General features: G+C 66.4%; 13 protein-coding genes and 1 pseudogene. 9 read left to right on the top strand and 5 right to left on the bottom strand.

Going from position 1 to position 15,899, the window contains the following annotated elements:
• Positions 1-136 precede the first annotated feature (136 nt).
• The 5 genes and pseudogenes from ACYQ1Z_RS07925 to ACYQ1Z_RS07905 form a co-directional block, all read left to right on the top strand.
• Positions 137-586, top strand: a complete 450-nt coding sequence (locus ACYQ1Z_RS07925; RefSeq protein WP_459791942.1) for a helix-turn-helix transcriptional regulator — start codon at positions 137-139, stop codon at positions 584-586.
• On the top strand, positions 583-1,002 hold the full coding sequence (locus ACYQ1Z_RS07920) for a VOC family protein (protein ID WP_459791941.1): 420 nt from the start codon (positions 583-585) through the stop codon (positions 1,000-1,002). The genes ACYQ1Z_RS07925 and ACYQ1Z_RS07920 overlap by 4 nt, the downstream gene beginning before the upstream one ends.
• 20 nt (positions 1,003-1,022) lie before the next feature.
• Positions 1,023-3,425 (top strand): ATP-binding cassette domain-containing protein, encoded by a 2,403-nt coding sequence (locus ACYQ1Z_RS07915; RefSeq protein ID WP_459791939.1) that lies wholly within the window; start codon positions 1,023-1,025, stop codon positions 3,423-3,425.
• Entirely contained in the window at positions 3,412-4,011 is a 600-nt protein-coding gene (locus tag ACYQ1Z_RS07910; protein WP_459791938.1) for an MOSC domain-containing protein, read from the top strand. Before ACYQ1Z_RS07915 ends, ACYQ1Z_RS07910 begins: the two co-directional genes overlap by 14 nt.
• 214 nt (positions 4,012-4,225) lie before the next feature.
• Positions 4,226-5,248: pseudogene (locus tag ACYQ1Z_RS07905) on the top strand (TerC family protein); the annotation flags it as partial.
• Positions 5,249-5,270: 22 nt separating this feature from the next.
• Here ACYQ1Z_RS07905 and ACYQ1Z_RS07900 read toward each other — a convergent pair.
• From ACYQ1Z_RS07900 to ACYQ1Z_RS07890, 3 genes are all read right to left on the bottom strand, one after another.
• Positions 5,271-6,446, bottom strand: coding sequence for an MFS transporter (locus ACYQ1Z_RS07900; RefSeq protein ID WP_459791937.1), 1,176 nt, complete (start codon positions 6,444-6,446; stop codon positions 5,271-5,273).
• Positions 6,443-7,105, bottom strand: coding sequence for a GntR family transcriptional regulator (locus ACYQ1Z_RS07895; protein ID WP_459791936.1), 663 nt, complete (start codon positions 7,103-7,105; stop codon positions 6,443-6,445). The genes ACYQ1Z_RS07900 and ACYQ1Z_RS07895 overlap by 4 nt, the downstream gene beginning before the upstream one ends.
• Positions 7,106-7,262: 157 nt before the next feature.
• Positions 7,263-8,618, bottom strand: a complete 1,356-nt coding sequence (locus tag ACYQ1Z_RS07890; protein ID WP_459791935.1) for an MFS transporter — start codon at positions 8,616-8,618, stop codon at positions 7,263-7,265.
• 417 nt (positions 8,619-9,035) lie between these two features.
• Here ACYQ1Z_RS07890 and ACYQ1Z_RS07885 point away from each other — a divergent pair, with 417 nt between their 5' ends.
• Positions 9,036-9,290: a DUF3072 domain-containing protein gene (locus tag ACYQ1Z_RS07885; RefSeq protein ID WP_459791934.1), complete on the top strand. Its 255-nt coding sequence runs from the start codon at positions 9,036-9,038 to the stop codon at positions 9,288-9,290.
• A gap of 26 nt (positions 9,291-9,316) precedes the next feature.
• Here the strand turns inward: ACYQ1Z_RS07885 and ACYQ1Z_RS07880 are convergent, their stop codons facing one another.
• Entirely contained in the window at positions 9,317-9,520 is a 204-nt protein-coding gene (locus tag ACYQ1Z_RS07880; RefSeq protein WP_459791933.1) for a hypothetical protein, read from the bottom strand.
• Between the two features lie 347 nt (positions 9,521-9,867).
• Here ACYQ1Z_RS07880 and ACYQ1Z_RS07875 point away from each other — a divergent pair, with 347 nt between their 5' ends.
• A complete protein-coding gene (locus ACYQ1Z_RS07875; RefSeq protein ID WP_459792013.1) occupies positions 9,868-11,157 on the top strand; it encodes a glycosyltransferase family 87 protein in 1,290 nt (429 codons plus the stop codon).
• A 28-nt stretch (positions 11,158-11,185) separates the two neighbouring features.
• Positions 11,186-12,442, top strand: a complete 1,257-nt coding sequence (locus ACYQ1Z_RS07870) for a glycosyltransferase 87 family protein (RefSeq protein WP_459791932.1) — start codon at positions 11,186-11,188, stop codon at positions 12,440-12,442.
• Here ACYQ1Z_RS07870 and mptB read toward each other — a convergent pair.
• Positions 12,439-14,019 carry a polyprenol phosphomannose-dependent alpha 1,6 mannosyltransferase MptB gene (gene mptB, locus ACYQ1Z_RS07865; RefSeq protein WP_459791931.1) on the bottom strand — a complete coding sequence of 527 codons (1,581 nt, stop codon included), beginning with the start codon at positions 14,017-14,019 and terminating at the stop codon, positions 12,439-12,441. The genes ACYQ1Z_RS07870 and mptB overlap by 4 nt on opposite strands.
• 290 nt (positions 14,020-14,309) lie before the next feature.
• Between mptB and ACYQ1Z_RS07860 the strand changes: the two genes are divergently transcribed.
• Positions 14,310-15,806 (top strand): SulP family inorganic anion transporter, encoded by a 1,497-nt coding sequence (locus ACYQ1Z_RS07860; protein WP_459791930.1) that lies wholly within the window; start codon positions 14,310-14,312, stop codon positions 15,804-15,806.
• The last annotated feature ends 93 nt before the right edge of the window (positions 15,807-15,899 follow it).

Raw genomic sequence — 15,899 nt, 5'->3', positions numbered from 1 at the left:
GCTCGAGCCCTGTTCGGGCGAGGACTACCAGCTGGCGGGATAATCATATCCTGCGTAAAGACGCGGATCCTGCGCGGTGGACGGTGATCTCGCGCACGTCTGGACAACTCCACCACCGCGTAGCACGATCGAAGCTGTGACCAGCAGTCCTCCCGCCGATCCGTACCTCCGCGAACTGACCGGGCTTCGGCGCGTCAAGGACCGGATCGACAGGGAGTACGCCCAGCCGCTCGACGTCGAATCCCTCGCCCGGGACGTCCACATGTCCGCCGGCCATTTCAGCCGCCGCTTCAAGCTCGCCTACGGCGAATCGCCCTACAGCTACCTGATGACCCGGCGGATCGAACGCGCCATGGCGCTCCTCCGCAAAGGTGACCTCTCCGTCACTGAGGTGTGCTTCGCCGTCGGCTGCTCCTCGCTGGGCACCTTCAGCACCCGCTTCAGTGAACTGGTGGGGATGCCGCCCAGCGTCTACAAGCAGGAGGCGGAACGCTCGACGGCGGGCATCCCCGCGTGCGTTGAAAAACAGGTCTCAAGACCGGTCAGGAATCGAGAAGCATCGGCCGCCGAGGCATTACTAGCATGACTGGCATGAGCATCTTCATCTCCTCCAGCTTCCTTCCGCACACCGATCCGGACGCCTCCATCGCGTTCTACCGCGACGCCCTGGGCTTCGAGGTCCGCAACGACGTTGGCCGCGGCACCATGCGCTGGGTCACCGTTGGGCCGGCGGACCAGAAGGACGTCTCCATCGTCCTCTACCCGCCCGCCGCGGACCCCGGCGTCACCGACGACGAGCGCCGCACCATCACCGAAATGATGGCCAAGGGCACCTTCGCCACCGTGGTCCTCTCCTCCCCCGACGTGGACGCCGCCTTCGCCAAGGTCGAGGCGAGCGGGGCCGACGTCGTCCAGGAACCCATCGACCAGCCCTACGGCATCCGCGACTGCGCCTTCCGCGACCCCGCCGGCAACACCGTCCGCATCAACCAGCAGCCATAAGCAACAGAACCGGAGACCCGATGAGCACGGACACGAGTACGGACACCCGCAACGATTCGGGACCAACAGTTCTGCACCCCGCCGACAGCCACGACTTGATCCGCGTCCAGGGCGCCCGGGAAAACAACCTGAAGGACGTGAGCCTGGAACTGCCCAAGCGCCGGTTGACCGTGTTCACCGGCGTGTCCGGTTCGGGCAAGAGCTCGCTGGTGTTCGCGACCATCGCCGCCGAATCGCAGCGGATGATCAACGAAACGTACAGCGCTTTTGTGCAGGGGTTCATGCCCAGCCTCGCCCGCCCGGACGTGGACCGGCTCGAAGGGCTGACGACGGCGATCATCGTGGACCAGGAGCGGATGGGCGCCAACCCCCGCTCCACCGTTGGAACCGCCACGGACGCCAACGCCATGCTGCGGATCCTGTTCAGCCGCCTGGGCCAGCCCTACGTCGGCCCACCCACCGCTTTCTCCTTCAACGTCCCGACCCGCAAGGCCAGCGGCATCATGAGCACCGAAAAGGGCGGCCGGGTGGAGAAAAATGTGGTCCGGCAGGTGACCTACCTGGGCGGCATGTGCCCGCGGTGCGAGGGCATGGGCAACATCAGCGACATCGACCGGACCGCCCTCTATGACGACTCCAAATCCCTGAACGAAGGTGCCCTCACCGTGCCCGGCTACTCCATGGACGGCTGGTACGGGCGACTTTTCGAGGGCATGGGCCTGCCGATGGACAAGCCCATTGCGAAGTTCACCGCAAAGCAGCTGGACACGATGCTGTACGCCGAACCCACCAAGATCAAGGTGGAGGGCGTCAACCTCACCTTCGAAGGCATCATCCCGAAGATCCAGAAGTCCATGCTGTCCAAGGACGTCGAAGCGATGCAGCCGCACGTGAAGCGTTTCGTGGAGCGCGCCGTCACGTTCGCGGTGTGCCCGGACTGCGGCGGAACCCGGCTGACGCCGGAGGTGCTCAACTCGCGGATCAACGGCAAGAACATCGCGGACCTGTGCACCATGCAGATTTCCGACCTCGCGCACTGGATCAGGGACCTCGACGAACCCTCCGTCCGGCCGCTCCTTGTCGGGCTGCGGGACCTGCTTGATTCCTTCGCCGGAATCGGCCTCGGCTACCTCTCCCTGGACCGCCCGGCCGGCACGCTTTCCGGCGGGGAAGCCCAGCGCACCAAGATGATCCGCCACCTGGGCTCCTCGCTCACCGACGTCACCTATGTCTTCGATGAGCCCAGCATCGGCCTGCATCCGCATGACATCGAGCGGATGAACACCCTCCTGCTGCAGCTGCGGGACAAAGGCAACACCGTCCTGGTGGTGGAGCACAAACCGGAGATGATCGCCATCGCCGACCACGTCGTCGACCTCGGCCCCGGCGCCGGAACCGGTGGCGGCGAGATCGTCTTCGAGGGCGACGTGGACGGGCTACGTTCCAGCGGCACCATTACGGGCCGGCACCTGGACGACAGGGCCCGGCTGAAGGACGCGGTCAGGTCTGCAACCGGGGCGCTGGAGGTCCGCGGCGCCTCGACCAACAACCTGCGCAACGTCGACGTCGATGTGCCGCTGGGCGTGCTGTGCGTGGTGACGGGCGTGGCCGGGTCCGGAAAGAGCTCGCTGATCCACGGCTCACTGGCCAAGCGGGAAGGCGTCATCGTCATTGACCAGGGCGCCATCAAGGGGTCCCGGCGCAGCAACCCGGCCACCTACACAGGCCTCCTGGAGCCGGTCCGCAAGGCCTTCGCGAAGGCCAACGGCGTGAAGCCTGCGCTCTTCAGCTCCAACTCCGAGGGCGCCTGCCCCACCTGCAACGGCGCCGGCGTGATCTTCACCGAGCTCGGTGTGATGGCCACGGTGGAGTCCACCTGCGAGGACTGCGAGGGGCGCAGGTTCGAGGCCGCGGTCCTCGAGTACACGCTGGGCGGGCAAAACATCGCGGATGTGCTGGACATGTCGGTGGAAGCAGCGCTGACCTACTTCGCCGAGGGCGAGGCCAAGACGCCGGCGGCGCACAAGATCCTCGAGCGCCTTGCGGACGTGGGCCTCGGCTACATCTCCCTCGGCCAGCCGCTGACCACCCTGTCCGGCGGCGAGCGCCAGCGGCTCAAGCTGGCCACGCAGATGGCCGACGCTGGGGAAGTCTACATCCTGGATGAGCCCACCGTCGGCCTGCACCTGGCCGACGTCGAGCAGCTGCTGGGGCTGCTGGACCGGCTGGTTGACTCTGGAAAGTCCGTCATCGTCATCGAACACCACCAGGCGGTGATGGCGCACGCGGACTGGATCATCGACATCGGCCCCGGGGCAGGGCACGACGGCGGCACGATCGTCTTCGAGGGCACGCCGGGTGATCTTGTGGCCGGGCGGGCCACACTTACGGGAAAGCACCTGGCAGCGTATGTCGACGCCTGAGCCGGTGTTTGAGCCCGGGCCCGCGTACCGCTACGACGTCGAAATCCTCCACCTGCTCATCTCCCCCGCGCACGCCTACTTCGGCCGGGCGCGCGACGGTGCCGCGGACGTGCCCACCACGGATGCTCCGGAGGCGGAGGTGGTGGCCGGCAAGGGCATCGTGGGCGACCGGTTCTTCGGCAAGGCGGCGCACATGGACGCCGCGGTGACCCTGTTCGCCGTCGAATCCCTCGAAGCGATCGCGGCCGAGCTGGGCGCGGGGCCGTTCGATCCCCTGCTGACGCGGCGCAACGTGGTGCTGCGCGGGGCGCAGCTGGCCCCGTTGCTGGGCCAGGACTTCGCGATAGAGTCCGGCGGGGACGTGGTGCGCTTCCACGGCGGGCGGCATGCCCAGCCGTGCGCATGGATGGACGGGATGCTCGCACCGGGCGCCCATGCGGCGATGCGGGGCCGCGGCGGAATCCGCTGCCGTGCCCTGTCCGGTGGATTCCTGCACAGCGGGCCCGCTGTGCTGGCCAGCCCCGTTCCGCTGGAACCCTCACAGGCCGGCGACGCGAGCCTCCTGCGCCCGTCCCGGCTGCCGTAGCCGCTTGTGCCGCCGCCCCGACCGGCGCTCAATAAATCCGCCGCGAACCGTTGCCAAGCCGGTAGTGGATTGTTTAACCTGTTTTTCCGGAGGGGAGTATCCCCGACCCCCGTTCATCGTCAGTACGGAGGCCCCAGCGCCTTCCGGTGAACAGGCCAGGCAATGGCCGGGAGAGACCTCCAGTTGGTAACTACTGACTGGAAGCAGGTGCTCCATGGATGTCCCCTTGTGGATGTGGTTCGCTGTCGTCGGATTCATCCTCGTCATGCTCGTCGTGGACCTCGTCGCCCACCGGCACGCGCACGTTATCTCTGTCCGTGAAGCCGCAATGTGGTCCGGAGTGTGGGTGCTCTTCGGCGTGGCGTTCGGCTGTGTGGTCTGGTTCCTGTACGGCGCCGAGTTCGGGCAGCAGTACTTCGCCGGGTATCTGATTGAAAAGTCCCTGGCCGTGGACAACGTTTTTGTCTGGGCGATCATCTTCACGTTTTTTGCGGTTCCGCGCGAGTACCAGCACCGCGTCCTCTTCCTGGGCGTCCTGGGGGCGCTGGTCTTCCGGGGCCTGTTTATTGCTGCCGGATCGGCCATCATCGCCAGTGCCGGCTGGGTCCTGTACCTTTTTGCCGCTTTCCTGCTGGTCACGGGGTACCGGATGCTCAAGCAGCGCGACGAGCACATTGACCCTGCCAAGTCCCGTGCGCTGAAGCTGTTCCGACGCTACGTTCCGATGACCGACGCTTTCCACGGCCAGAGATTCCTAATCAGGAGGAACGGACTCCTGCTGGCCACACCCCTGCTGGCGGTCCTTGTCCTGGTGGAGGTCACTGACATCATTTTCGCCGTCGACTCGATCCCGGCCATCTTCGCGGTCACGGACGAGGTCTTCCTCGTCTTCACCGCGAACGCCTTCGCCATCCTCGGTCTCCGCGCCATGTACTTCCTGCTGGCGGACCTCATCCACAGGTTTGTGTACCTGAAGACGGGGCTGGCGCTGGTGCTCGTGTGGGTCGGCATCAAGATGGCGCTGAAGATCGACATCTACTACATCCCGACGCCGGTTTCCCTGGCCGTAATTATCACCATTCTTGCGGTCTCTATCCTGGCCAGCCTCGTGGCCACGCGCGGGCAGGGACGCCAGGAGCCCCCTGCGCCGGCTGTTCCCCCGTTCCGCCACGCCACCGAGGAAGAACTCAGCGGACTGGAGCCGCTCTGGGGCAGGAAGCGGGGCGCCGAGGAGGTAAGCCGGGTCAGTGGGCCGGGCTCTAACTGTCGAGCTCGACGCCGCGCAGCAGCACCATGGTTCCGCCCACCACCACGGCAGAGGCAAGGAAGACGCCCGCCGCTCCCAGCCCGGCCGCAACAACGCCGATCGCGCTGGGCAGGACCACCTGACCCACCCTGTTGCCGGCCAGCCGGAGGGCCAGCGCGCGACCACGCTGGCCCTCCGGTGCCTGCGACGAGAGCCAGGACATGGTGAGCGGCTGCCCGATGCCAAGCCCGAGTCCAAGCAGGGCCATGACGACAAACAGCAGCCAGGCCGGCATGGGGATCGCCGCGACGGCGAGCGCAACAGTCGACAGGGCAAGGCTCACGACCAGCAGCCGCAGGCGGCCGGTCCTCCGCGCCACCTGGCCGAGCAGGAGCCGGGAAATCATCGAGAACAGAGCCCGGACGGTCAGCATGGCGCCCACGGTGGCCGCGGTGAGTCCTCGGTCGGTGCCCAGTGCCGGGAGGTAGACCATGGTCAGGTCCACCACGGCGAGGACGGTGGCACTGGTGGCGAGGGCGCGGGCAACCCCGGGGCTCTTCAGCAGCGACAGGGCGCTGCCTGCACTGCCGGCCTGTGCTGTTGCCCTTCTCCCGGCGCTCACCTTCGCCGCAATGAGGAAGGTGTCGAGGAAGAGGACCAGGCTCATGCAGACGGAAAGGAGGAAGATCGCCTGGGTGTCGGGGTGGATGGACGCGCCTCCCACCAGGGAAATCGCCAGCGGTCCCAGGGCCTGGCCCAGGGACGCCGCGAACGTCAGGTACCCGAAAGCGGAGTCCAGCCGGGTCGAAGCAGCGTTGTTGGCCACGACGGCCTGCTGTCCCACCACGCAGGCAAGCTGGCCGGCGCCAAGGAGGGCCGTGCCAATCACCAGGGCAACAATCGACGAGCCCCAGAGCAGCAGGAACGCGGAGCAGGCAAGGACGACGGCGGACCCGAAGGCCATGAGCCTGCGTTCGCCCAGGCGGTCCACGAGTCCCCCGGTGGGCACCGCGAGCAGCAGGGGGAAGACGGCGTAGCTTGCCGCGAGGAGGCCCAGGGCGAAGCCGGGAACGTCCAGCTCCAGGGCACGGTAGGTGGCGGCGGGCCTTACCAGGAAGGTCACAGCCTGGATGAGGGCGGAGTGCAGGAGGAGGGCAGTGGCGGAGCGGCGTCCCAGTTCACCAATCATGCGGTGGTACTGCTGCCGGCGATTGCGCGTACGGCTGCGTCCCGTGCCCCGAGGACGTGGTCGAAGGCCATTTGTGCGGCCTTTTCAGCGTCTCCGGCGGCAATGGCAGCCACGAGGGTCCGGTGCTGGGCGAGTGCCTGCTCCCTGCGTTCGCGGGTGCTGTTGGTGAAGTGGCGGTACCTTTCCATCTGGCTGGAGATCTGGTCGTGGAAGCGCCGCGCCCACGAGTTTCCGGCAATCCGGGCGATCTTGGAGTGCAGTGCAATGCCTTGCTGCATGGCGTCATCGGCGAACTCCACCACCGCCGCGTTGCGGGCAAGGATGCCGCGGAGCTCCTCGATGTCCGCCGCTGTGGCCTTGAGGCACGCGTTGCGCGCCATGAGGGATTCCATGGCCGCACGGACCTCGTAGAGTTCGGAAATCGCTGCCTCGTCCAGCGTGGGCACCAGCACGCCGCCGGTGGGCTGTTGCTCGAGCAGGCTTTCGGAGATCAGCCGCCTGATCGCTTCGCGTAGCGGGGTGCGGCTGACCTGCAACGCGGCGGCCATCGCGGGCTCGTAGATCCGCTCCCCCGGCTTCAGCTCAAGGGTCAGGATCTGTCGCTTGAGCTCTGAATACACGAAATGGGCGCCGGTGTTCCTGGCGGGTGTCTCTGGCATTTGGGTGAACCTCCACCAGAATCATACTTGTATACATCTATACATTACGAGTTCGAGGGTGGGGTGAGCGCCATTTCGTGGGAAAGGCCCGCATTCACTGTTCCGTTACAGCGAATGGCGGCCGTTCCAGCTAAATCAGCCGGGGGCAGAAGGCCGGTCAGGCTTTGCCCACCTCGAGGTCCTCGAGCGATTTGCCCTTCGTGTCGGTAGACATCAGGGTGGCCACCGTGGAGACGACGCAGATGCCGAGCGTCACGAGCCCGATGGTCAGCGGGATGTTCGCCGAGCCGGGAGGGGCGATCGCGGTGAAGATGCTCGGGAAGAATGAGGCGATCATCAGGCCGATGTTCTGCGAGACGGCGAAGCCGGTCACGCGGATCCGCATGGGGAACTGCTCCTGGAAGAAGGTGGCGAAGGTGGCGTTCCACATCTGGAAGAAGATGCCCTGCACTATCACGACGCAGACGAAGACCAGCGGCAGGCTGCCCTGCTCAATGGCCCACAGGTAGCCCGGGACCAGGAGGCCGCCCGCGATCCCGCCTGCTGCCATCAGCGTCCGCCGGCCCATCCGGTCGGAGAGCGCGCCGAAAAGCGGGATGGTGACCACGGCCGCGATGTTGGCCACCAGCGTCACCCACAGGAACTCGCTGCTGGTGAAGCCGTTGCCGTACCCCGGCTGGGTGGCGTAGGAGACGCCAAAGATCAGCGTGGCCATGCCGATGACGTTCGTGAAGGTCATGGCGATGCAGCGGATCAGGACGCCCGGGCGGGTGCGGAGCAGCTCAAGAAGCGGGAAACGCTGCTTCGCGGCAGTGTTGTCAGCTTGCGCGGCGTAGGCGGGCGGCTCCTGCACGCGCCGGCGGATGACGTAGCCGGCCAGGATCACCAGGGCGCTGAGCAGGAAGGGGACGCGCCAGCCCCAAGTGCCGAACTGGTCGGCGGGAAGGAGCGCGGCGAGCGGAAGCAGGACCGCCGTCGCAAGAATGGAGCCCACCTGCGTGCCCTGCAGGCTGAAGCTCGCAAAGAAGCCGCGCTTCGCGTCCGGGGAGTGTTCAACGATCATGGCGCTGGCACCGCCGAGCTCACCGGCGACGGCGAACCCCTGAATGAGGCGGAGGACAACCAGCAAGACGGGGGCCAGGAGGCCGACCTGGCCGTAGGTGGGCAGGAGTCCGACGGCGAAGGTGGCAAAACCCATGAGCAGCATGGCGAAGACCAGGACGCTCTTGCGGCCGTGCCGGTCACCATAGGCGCCCAGGACAACGGCGCCGATAGGACGTGAGACGTAGCCGACGGCGTAGGTGGCGAGCGAGGCGATGATGCCGACGGTCGGGTTCTCTGACGGGAAGAAAATGGTGGGGAAAATCAGGGTTGCGGCCAGGGAGTACAGCGCGAAGTCGTAATACTCGAGGGCGCTGCCGATCCATCCGCTCATCGCGGCCTTCCGCGGGTCGCGCCCTCCGGTCCCGATCCCGCGGCTGGGGCGGACAACGCTGGTTGGGATAGTGCTCATGTCTTGCGTCCTTCGGCTTCATTGGCAAGGAACCGGACCCGTCCGGCGCTTTGAATCGATTCACAAGTTTAGGACGTGATGCCGGTTACGTCAATGGGCAAGCGCTATCCAGCAGGTCACCACCCCCGGGAGGGGGATGAGGCAAAGACAGGCCCACACTGGCCCAGTTTTGGCGCCCTGGACCAAGCAGCCCGGCCGTCCCGCCACCCCGAGCGGGCTAAAACTGGGCCAGTCTGGACGGCAGGCGGAAGGCGGCCGCCCGAAACCATCTCTTCGACTGGCCCGTGTCACGCACAGCACCCTTCTGGGCCACGCCTGGCGATGAAACCCCGAGATCCCGGGGCCCGCCGTCGCGCCGTACCTAACAGCATGCCCGGCGTGACGCCACGGGGCCTAGACAGGCCTAGACTCTCAGGCATGAGCGAGAACAAGGAAACCCTTGGCAGCCCCACGCCGGAACCGGACGCAGGCCTGAACCGCGACCCCGAGGACTGGGTGACCGGGGACGAACCCATGACGGCGGCGCAGCGCAGCTACCTCGATACGCTGGCCCGCGAAGCGGGGGAAGAACTGCCGGCAGACCTGAGCAAGGCCGAGGCGTCGAAGCACATCGACCGGCTGCAGCAAAAGAGCGGCCGGGTCTCAGGGGACAGCGACAGTTCCGGCGGTTAGGCCGCCTGGCATAAAAGGGGAAAGGCCTACCAGGCCTGGTGTTCCCGCGTGAGGCCGAAGGGCACGGTCTCGCTCAGTGCGACCGTGAACTTGTTGGCGGCGTGCCGCGTGACCAGGATGCCGCGGCTCCTGTCGGCAAGGGCGTGAGCCTTGGCGGCGGAGACGGCGGCGTCGAGTTCGCTGTCCATGCTCTGGCGGTCAGCGATGGTCAGGGTGAGCGGGAAGTTCATGGGTAAAGCCTTATGGATCGAGGGGTAAGGGGTTGGACCCGTCAACTGCGCTCCCCCAGGCTGCAGATGAGGTAAGGCGCCATAGCGCCTCCGTCAATGGTGCATGGGCAAGGACACACCAGCAACTTTAGATAAAGTCCGCAGGTCAGGGCGCGGACAGCGTTTTCCCTGCCCTGCTGATTAGAGCCCCCTCGGGCCGTCAACTAGAGTTAAACCCGGGGCGGACGCTGATTTCAGCCGGCTCCGATGCCACTGAACACCGCCACGCGGCAGCTTACACCTGCGCCAAAACCTGCGTGCCAACTGACAAGGATCCCGCCATTTCCACGGACGCTCTCCTCGGCAACCTGACCAGGATCCGAAACGTCATCCTTCCGGCACCGGTGGGGGCCCGGTTGAACACGGGACGCGGCCTCCTGGGCGGCTACATCGTGGTGCACCTCGTCTTCCTGATCTTCGCCGCCTCCCTCTCCCTGCGCGGCGAAGCGTTCAGCGACACCTTCATCTACCGGGACTGGGCCATGGCGGGCTTCGACGACGCCAACCTCACCGGCGGCCCCAGCCCGTGGGTCTACCCCATCCTGGCGCTCATCCCGATGGCAATCGCCGGGATCGCCGGCCCGGGACCGTTCTTCTTCCTCTGGGTCCTGATGACCACCCTCCTCAACGGCTGGGCGCTCCTCAAACTGACCGACCGCGGCCGCGCCGCCAGTGCCATCCCCGCCGGCTGGTGGTGGCTTGCCTTCACGTTCCTCATGGGCTGGCTCGGCTTCGCCCGGGTTGACGGGCTCACCGCCCCGCTGGTGCTCGTCGCCCTTGCCTACGGAGTGAACCGGCCCTTCATCGCCTCCGTCCTGCTCGCCATCGGCACCTGGGTGAAGGTCTGGCCGGCCGCCGTCATGCTGGCCCTCTTCGCCGTCGTCCGGAACCGACTGCTGGTGGTCCTGGCAGGAATTACGACGACGGCGGGAGTCGTCGCGCTGGCTGCGGCAGTGGGTAGCGTCCCCAAGTTGCTGAACTTCCTGACCCAGCAGGGCGACCGGGGCATGCAGCTGGAAGCCACCTTCACCACGCCGTGGCTGTGGCTGTCCGTCCTGAACGTCGGCGGTTCGCGGATGTACATGAACACGGACATCAACTCCATGCAGGTGGATGGCCCCGGCACAGAGGTTATGTCCGTCCTGATGCAGCCGCTGCTCATCCTCGCCGCGCTGCTGGTGGCCGGCCTGACCTTCTGGGCGCTTCATAACGGGAACCAGCACAAGGTCAGCGGCGGCGTGGACCGCACCGAGCTGCTCCTGGCCGGTGCCCTCACCCTCGCCACGGCGTTCGTCGTGTTCAACAAGGTGGGGTCGCCCCAGTTCATGGTGTGGCTCGCGCCCGCGGTGGCCGTCGGCCTCGCGCACAGCTGGCGGGACTGGCGCGTGCCGGCGGTGATGCTGATTGTTATTGCCGTGGCCACGTACTTCATCTACCCGCTGTTCTATGACGACCTCAGCCACAACAACCCCTGGATGGCCGCGGTGCTCACCGTCCGCAACGTCCTGCTGGTGGTCCTGTTCCTGTGGAGCGTCCGCCGGCTGTACTCGCTGGGCAAGAAGGCCCCGGCCGCCGCCCCCGCGTTCAAGGAGTCCTGAAATTTCCACGAGGTTCTTTGACCGCCTGGTGACCGTCCGCAGCAAGGTCCTTCCCGCCAAGGCCGTGGACTGGTTCGCCCGCCCGTCCAGCGTCTGGTGGGGATTCGCCGTCGTGCATCTCTACTTCCTGGGGTGGATGGCGTCCTTCTTCCTGCACGGCGACACCTTCAGCGACACCGAGCAGTACCGGCAGTGGGCGCTGGACGGCTACAACCCCGCGGACCTGAACGGGAAGATCAGCCCCTGGGTGTACCCGGTGCTGGCGCAGCTGCCCATCTTCCTGGCGAATATCGCCGGGCCCGGGCTGTACCTGCTGGTGTGGTTCCTGATCATCACGGCGCTCGACGCCGTCGGCCTGGTCTTCCTGACCCGCGGCCCGCGCAAGGCCAGCGGCATCGCTCCGGCCTGGTGGTGGCTGTTCTTCACCGTCTTCATGGGATACCTCAGCTTTGCGCGGGTGGAAGGCATCACCGCCCCGATCGTCCTGATCGCCCTGCTGTATGCGGCGCAGCGGCCGGTGGTGGCGGGCGTCCTGCTCAGCATCGCGACGTGGATCAAAGTGTGGCCTGCTGCGGTCCTGGCGCCCATCGTGATCGCCAGCCGAAAGCGCATCCAGGTTGTCCTGTCGGGCATTGTGGTCACCGCCGTCGTGACCGCTGGAACGTGGCTGTCCGGCGGCCTCCCTCACATCATGGATTTCCTCCTGAACCAGGGCGAGCGCGGGATGCAGCTTGAAGCGACGTTCTCGACGCCATGGGTCTGGCTGAGCGTGTTGAACATCGCCGGATCAAAGATGGCGGACAACACTGCCATCAACTCCACCGAGGTCTATGGCCCGGGCGCGTCCACGGCCGCTTTCCTGATGCAGCCGCTGCTCATCCTTGCAGCGGTGGCTGCCGCCGTTCTCCTTGTCCGGGCGCTGAACCGCGGTGCCGAGCGGGAGGAGCTGTTCCTTGAGGGCGCGCTGATGATGGTCACGGCATTCATCGTGTTCAACAAGGTCGGGTCGCCGCAGTTCATCATCTGGCTCGCCCCGGTGATCATCGCCGGCCTCACCCACGACTGGGACCGCTGGAAGGTCCCCGCCGCCCTGCTCATGGGTATCGCCATGACCACGTTTGTGATCTACCCGCTGTTCTATACGCCCCTGATACATGCCCATCCGGTTATGGCTGCCATCCTCACCACACGGAACGTGCTCCTGGTGGTCCTGCTGTGGTGGTCGGTGAAACGCACGGCCGAACTGGGCCGAAAGACCACCGCGCCTGTCAGCGCGCGGGCCTAGCTTACCCGGGACGCCCTGCGCTCAACGGCCCATTGCCAGCCCCGCTTCGCGAGGTCCAGCGGTTTGCCCTCGATGAGCAGCTTCCGTGTATGCACGTCGAGGAATAAAAGGTAGAACGTGAAGGCGAGCGCGGTGAAGAAGGCCAGCGTGGAGGCGTCGATGGGAAGCTCCACGAAGCTCCACACCGAGAGCTGGTCCTGGGCGCCGAACACCACAAAGAACGTCACGCCCACATACAGCGAGCGGATCTGCCAGTCGTCGCGGATGCCGGTGACCGCCAGGAACGGCAGGAACCACAGGATGTACCAGGGCTGGATGATGGGTGAGAGCATCACGACGGCGGTGAACGCCAGGGCCAGCCGGCGCACCGCCCGCGCGTAATCGCCGCGGAACATCAGCAGCAGGACCAGGGCGATGGCTGCCCATTTCATGCCGGTCCTCAGCCAGGTGGCGAGTGTTCCGCCGGGAAGGCCGAGCGCGTTGGCGAGCATCTCCACCTGCTGGCCCAGGAAGCCGGACGGTGAGTATCCCGTGTAGCCGGGGGTGGGGTCCATGATGGCCCAGGTCCAGCCGATCCCGAGGTTGTAAGGGATGCCGCTAACGAGCAGCACACCGAAGCTGATGCCCGCCGTCGCGGCCCAAATGAGGAACCTGCGGGGCCACGAAGCGGACGGGCCTGCCCACATCACGCCGATGAAGGGCAGCAGGAGCACGGTGATGGGTTTGATCCCGATTGATGCCGTGACCAGGAGGATCCCCAGGATGTAGCGGCGGGTGGCCGCGAAGTACACCCCGGCGACCGCCAGGCCCACCATCAGGGCGTCGTTGTGCGCGCTGGCGATGAAGCTGATCAGGAACAGCGGATTGGCGACGGCGATCCACAGGGCCCGGGCCCCGTTGATGCCGTGCAGTTCCGCGAGTTTGGGCACGTAGATGACGCAGAGCAGCACGCCGGCGCCGGCGAGGAGGCGGAAGAGCAGGACGGAGATGTCGGGCTGGGCCCCGGTGAGGCCCACCACTCCCCGGGCCAGCCACAGGAAGTACGGGCCGTAGGGTGTCCGGTTTTCCGCCCAGGCGGGGTCGGCGCCGAGGGAAAACCAGTTGCTGAGGGTGGAGATGCCCACTTGGTAGGGGTTCTGGCCTTCCTGCACCAGCCTGCCCTGGCCTGTGTAGGCGTAGACATCGCGGGAGAAGACCGGGACGCAGAAGAGCAGCGGCAGGGACCAGGCGGAAATGGCGACCACCACGGACCGCAGCGAGTTCTTCCCCCACTCGGCCAGTCGCTGGCCCAGCCGCAGCCAGGACCGCATGAGCACCATGGCGCCGACGGTAAGCAGGACGGTGGAGACGGTAACTCCCCAGCCCTCCGTGCGGAGCGCGATGACGACGGGCTGCCGGATCATCGGCGAGCCGTTGGCGATCCATCCTGTTCCAATGGATCCGACGAACATCATGAGGGCGCCGACAAAGCCCTCGATCGTGGCCAGGTAGGCGCGGCCTGTGGCGGGGGCGGAAGACTTCGCCGGAGATGCCGGCTGGTTCTCCGAAGTCCCGACGTGTGACCGGCCTGCCGTCATGATTGTGTCTGGTCCCCTACTTCGATACGGCCTGCTTCGATACGGCGCTGGTTGGACCAGCCGGAAAGGCCGCCCTGCGACCCGGCCATTTTATCAGCCGGGTTCCCGCGTGCCCGGGGTCGGCCTGGTCCCCCGCGTCACGGTAATGTTGCATGCGCGGCCGGGAGTTCCCGGCGCATAGTTCCTCCGCCCGTTGCCTTCCCAGCACAGGGCCGGTCCGCGCACCGTGGCGCACAGAATCCTTGTTTACCTGCTCTTCCCCGCAGAGCCAGACTTCCGGGAGCCGCTCCATGGCCGTCGCCGACCCCCGCCTTCTTCGGCAGCCGACCACAGTCCTGACAGCCCTCCGCTCCCCGCGGCAGCTGACACGTGAGGTCCTGGCCGGCATGGTGACCACCCTTGCCCTGGTGCCGGAAGTGATCTCGTTTTCAATCGTCGCCGGCGTCGATCCGATGGTGAGCCTGGTGGCGTCCATTGTCCTGGCACTGGCCATGTCGGTCCTCGGCGGCCGGCCCGGCGTCGTGACCGCCGCGGCCGGGTCTGTTGCGCTTGTTATCGCCCCGCTGGTCCACGACCACGGCGTCCAGTACGTTTTGCCGGCCGTGCTCCTTGCCGGAGTGATCCAGGTGGTCTTTGGCCTGGCGGGCCTGGCGCGGCTGATGCGGTTCATTCCGCGCTCGGTGATGATCGGGTTCGTGAACGCACTGGGTGTCCTGATCTTCATGGCACAGGTGCCGCACGTGATCAACGTGCCGTGGCTTGCCTACGTCCTCTTCGCCCTGACGCTGGCAATTATCTTTATCCTGCCCCGCTTCACCAAGGCGGTCCCGTCGCCGCTGGTGGCGATCGTCGTCGTCACCGCTGTTGTCATCATCGCCGGCCTCACTGTTCCCAACGTGTTCGACGAGGGCCCCCTCACGGGGACGATGCCCGGGATCACCCCGTTCCTCGTTCCGCTGGACGTGGACACCTTCAAGCTGGTCCTGCCCACCGCGCTGAGTGTGGCGTTCGTGGGACTCATGGAGTCCCTCCTCACGGCCAAACTTGTCGACGACATCACCGACACCCCCTCGCACAAGGGCCGGGAATCCTGGGCCCTGGGCGCCTCGAACATCCTCGCCGGTTTCTATGGCGGCATCGCCGGCTGCGCCATGATCGGCCAGACCGTCCTCAACGTGAAGACCGGCCAGGCCCGGACCCGGATCTCCACGTTTGTGGCGGGGGTGTTCCTTCTGGCCCTGGTGACCGGGCTCAGTTCGATCATGGGACAGATTCCCATGGTTGCCCTGGCCGCGGTCATGATGGTGGTTGCCGTGACAACCGTCGACTGGCACAGCGTCAGGCCGTCCACGCTCCGCAGGATGCCGCTGCCGGAGACGCTCGTGATGGGGGTGACCGTTGCCGTCGTCGTCCTGACCGGGAACCTCGCGTACGGCGTCCTGGTGGGCGTGGTCCTGGCGATGGTGTTGTTCGCCCGGCGGGTTGCGCACGTCATCAGCGTGGAGAGGACACTGGCGGAGGACGGCGGGAGCGTGCGTTACGCGGTCGTGGGGCCGCTGTTCTTTGGCAGCAGCAACGACCTGGTGGAGCATTTCGCCTACGCCGACGACCCGGCGTCCGTGACAATCGACCTCAGCCGTGCCCAGATCTGGGATGCCTCAACCGTGGCAGCCCTCGACTCCATCGAGGCGAAGTATGCCGCCCACGGTGCAACGGTTGCTATTACGGGCCTGGATGAGCGGAGCACTGTCTTCCACCGCAGGCTCAGCGGATATCTGGGATCCTGAGTGTGGCGGCCCGGCGCTGCGGGCACATGAAAGGGCCCGGTCGGGGTGCTGCAATCACCCCGACCAGGCCCTGGTCAGTTTCCAGCCAATGCG

This window comes from Arthrobacter sp. AD-310 (assembly GCF_054656615.1).
The sequence above is the reverse complement of the archived record's forward strand: the minus strand, read 5'-3'. Positions and strand labels throughout refer to the sequence as shown.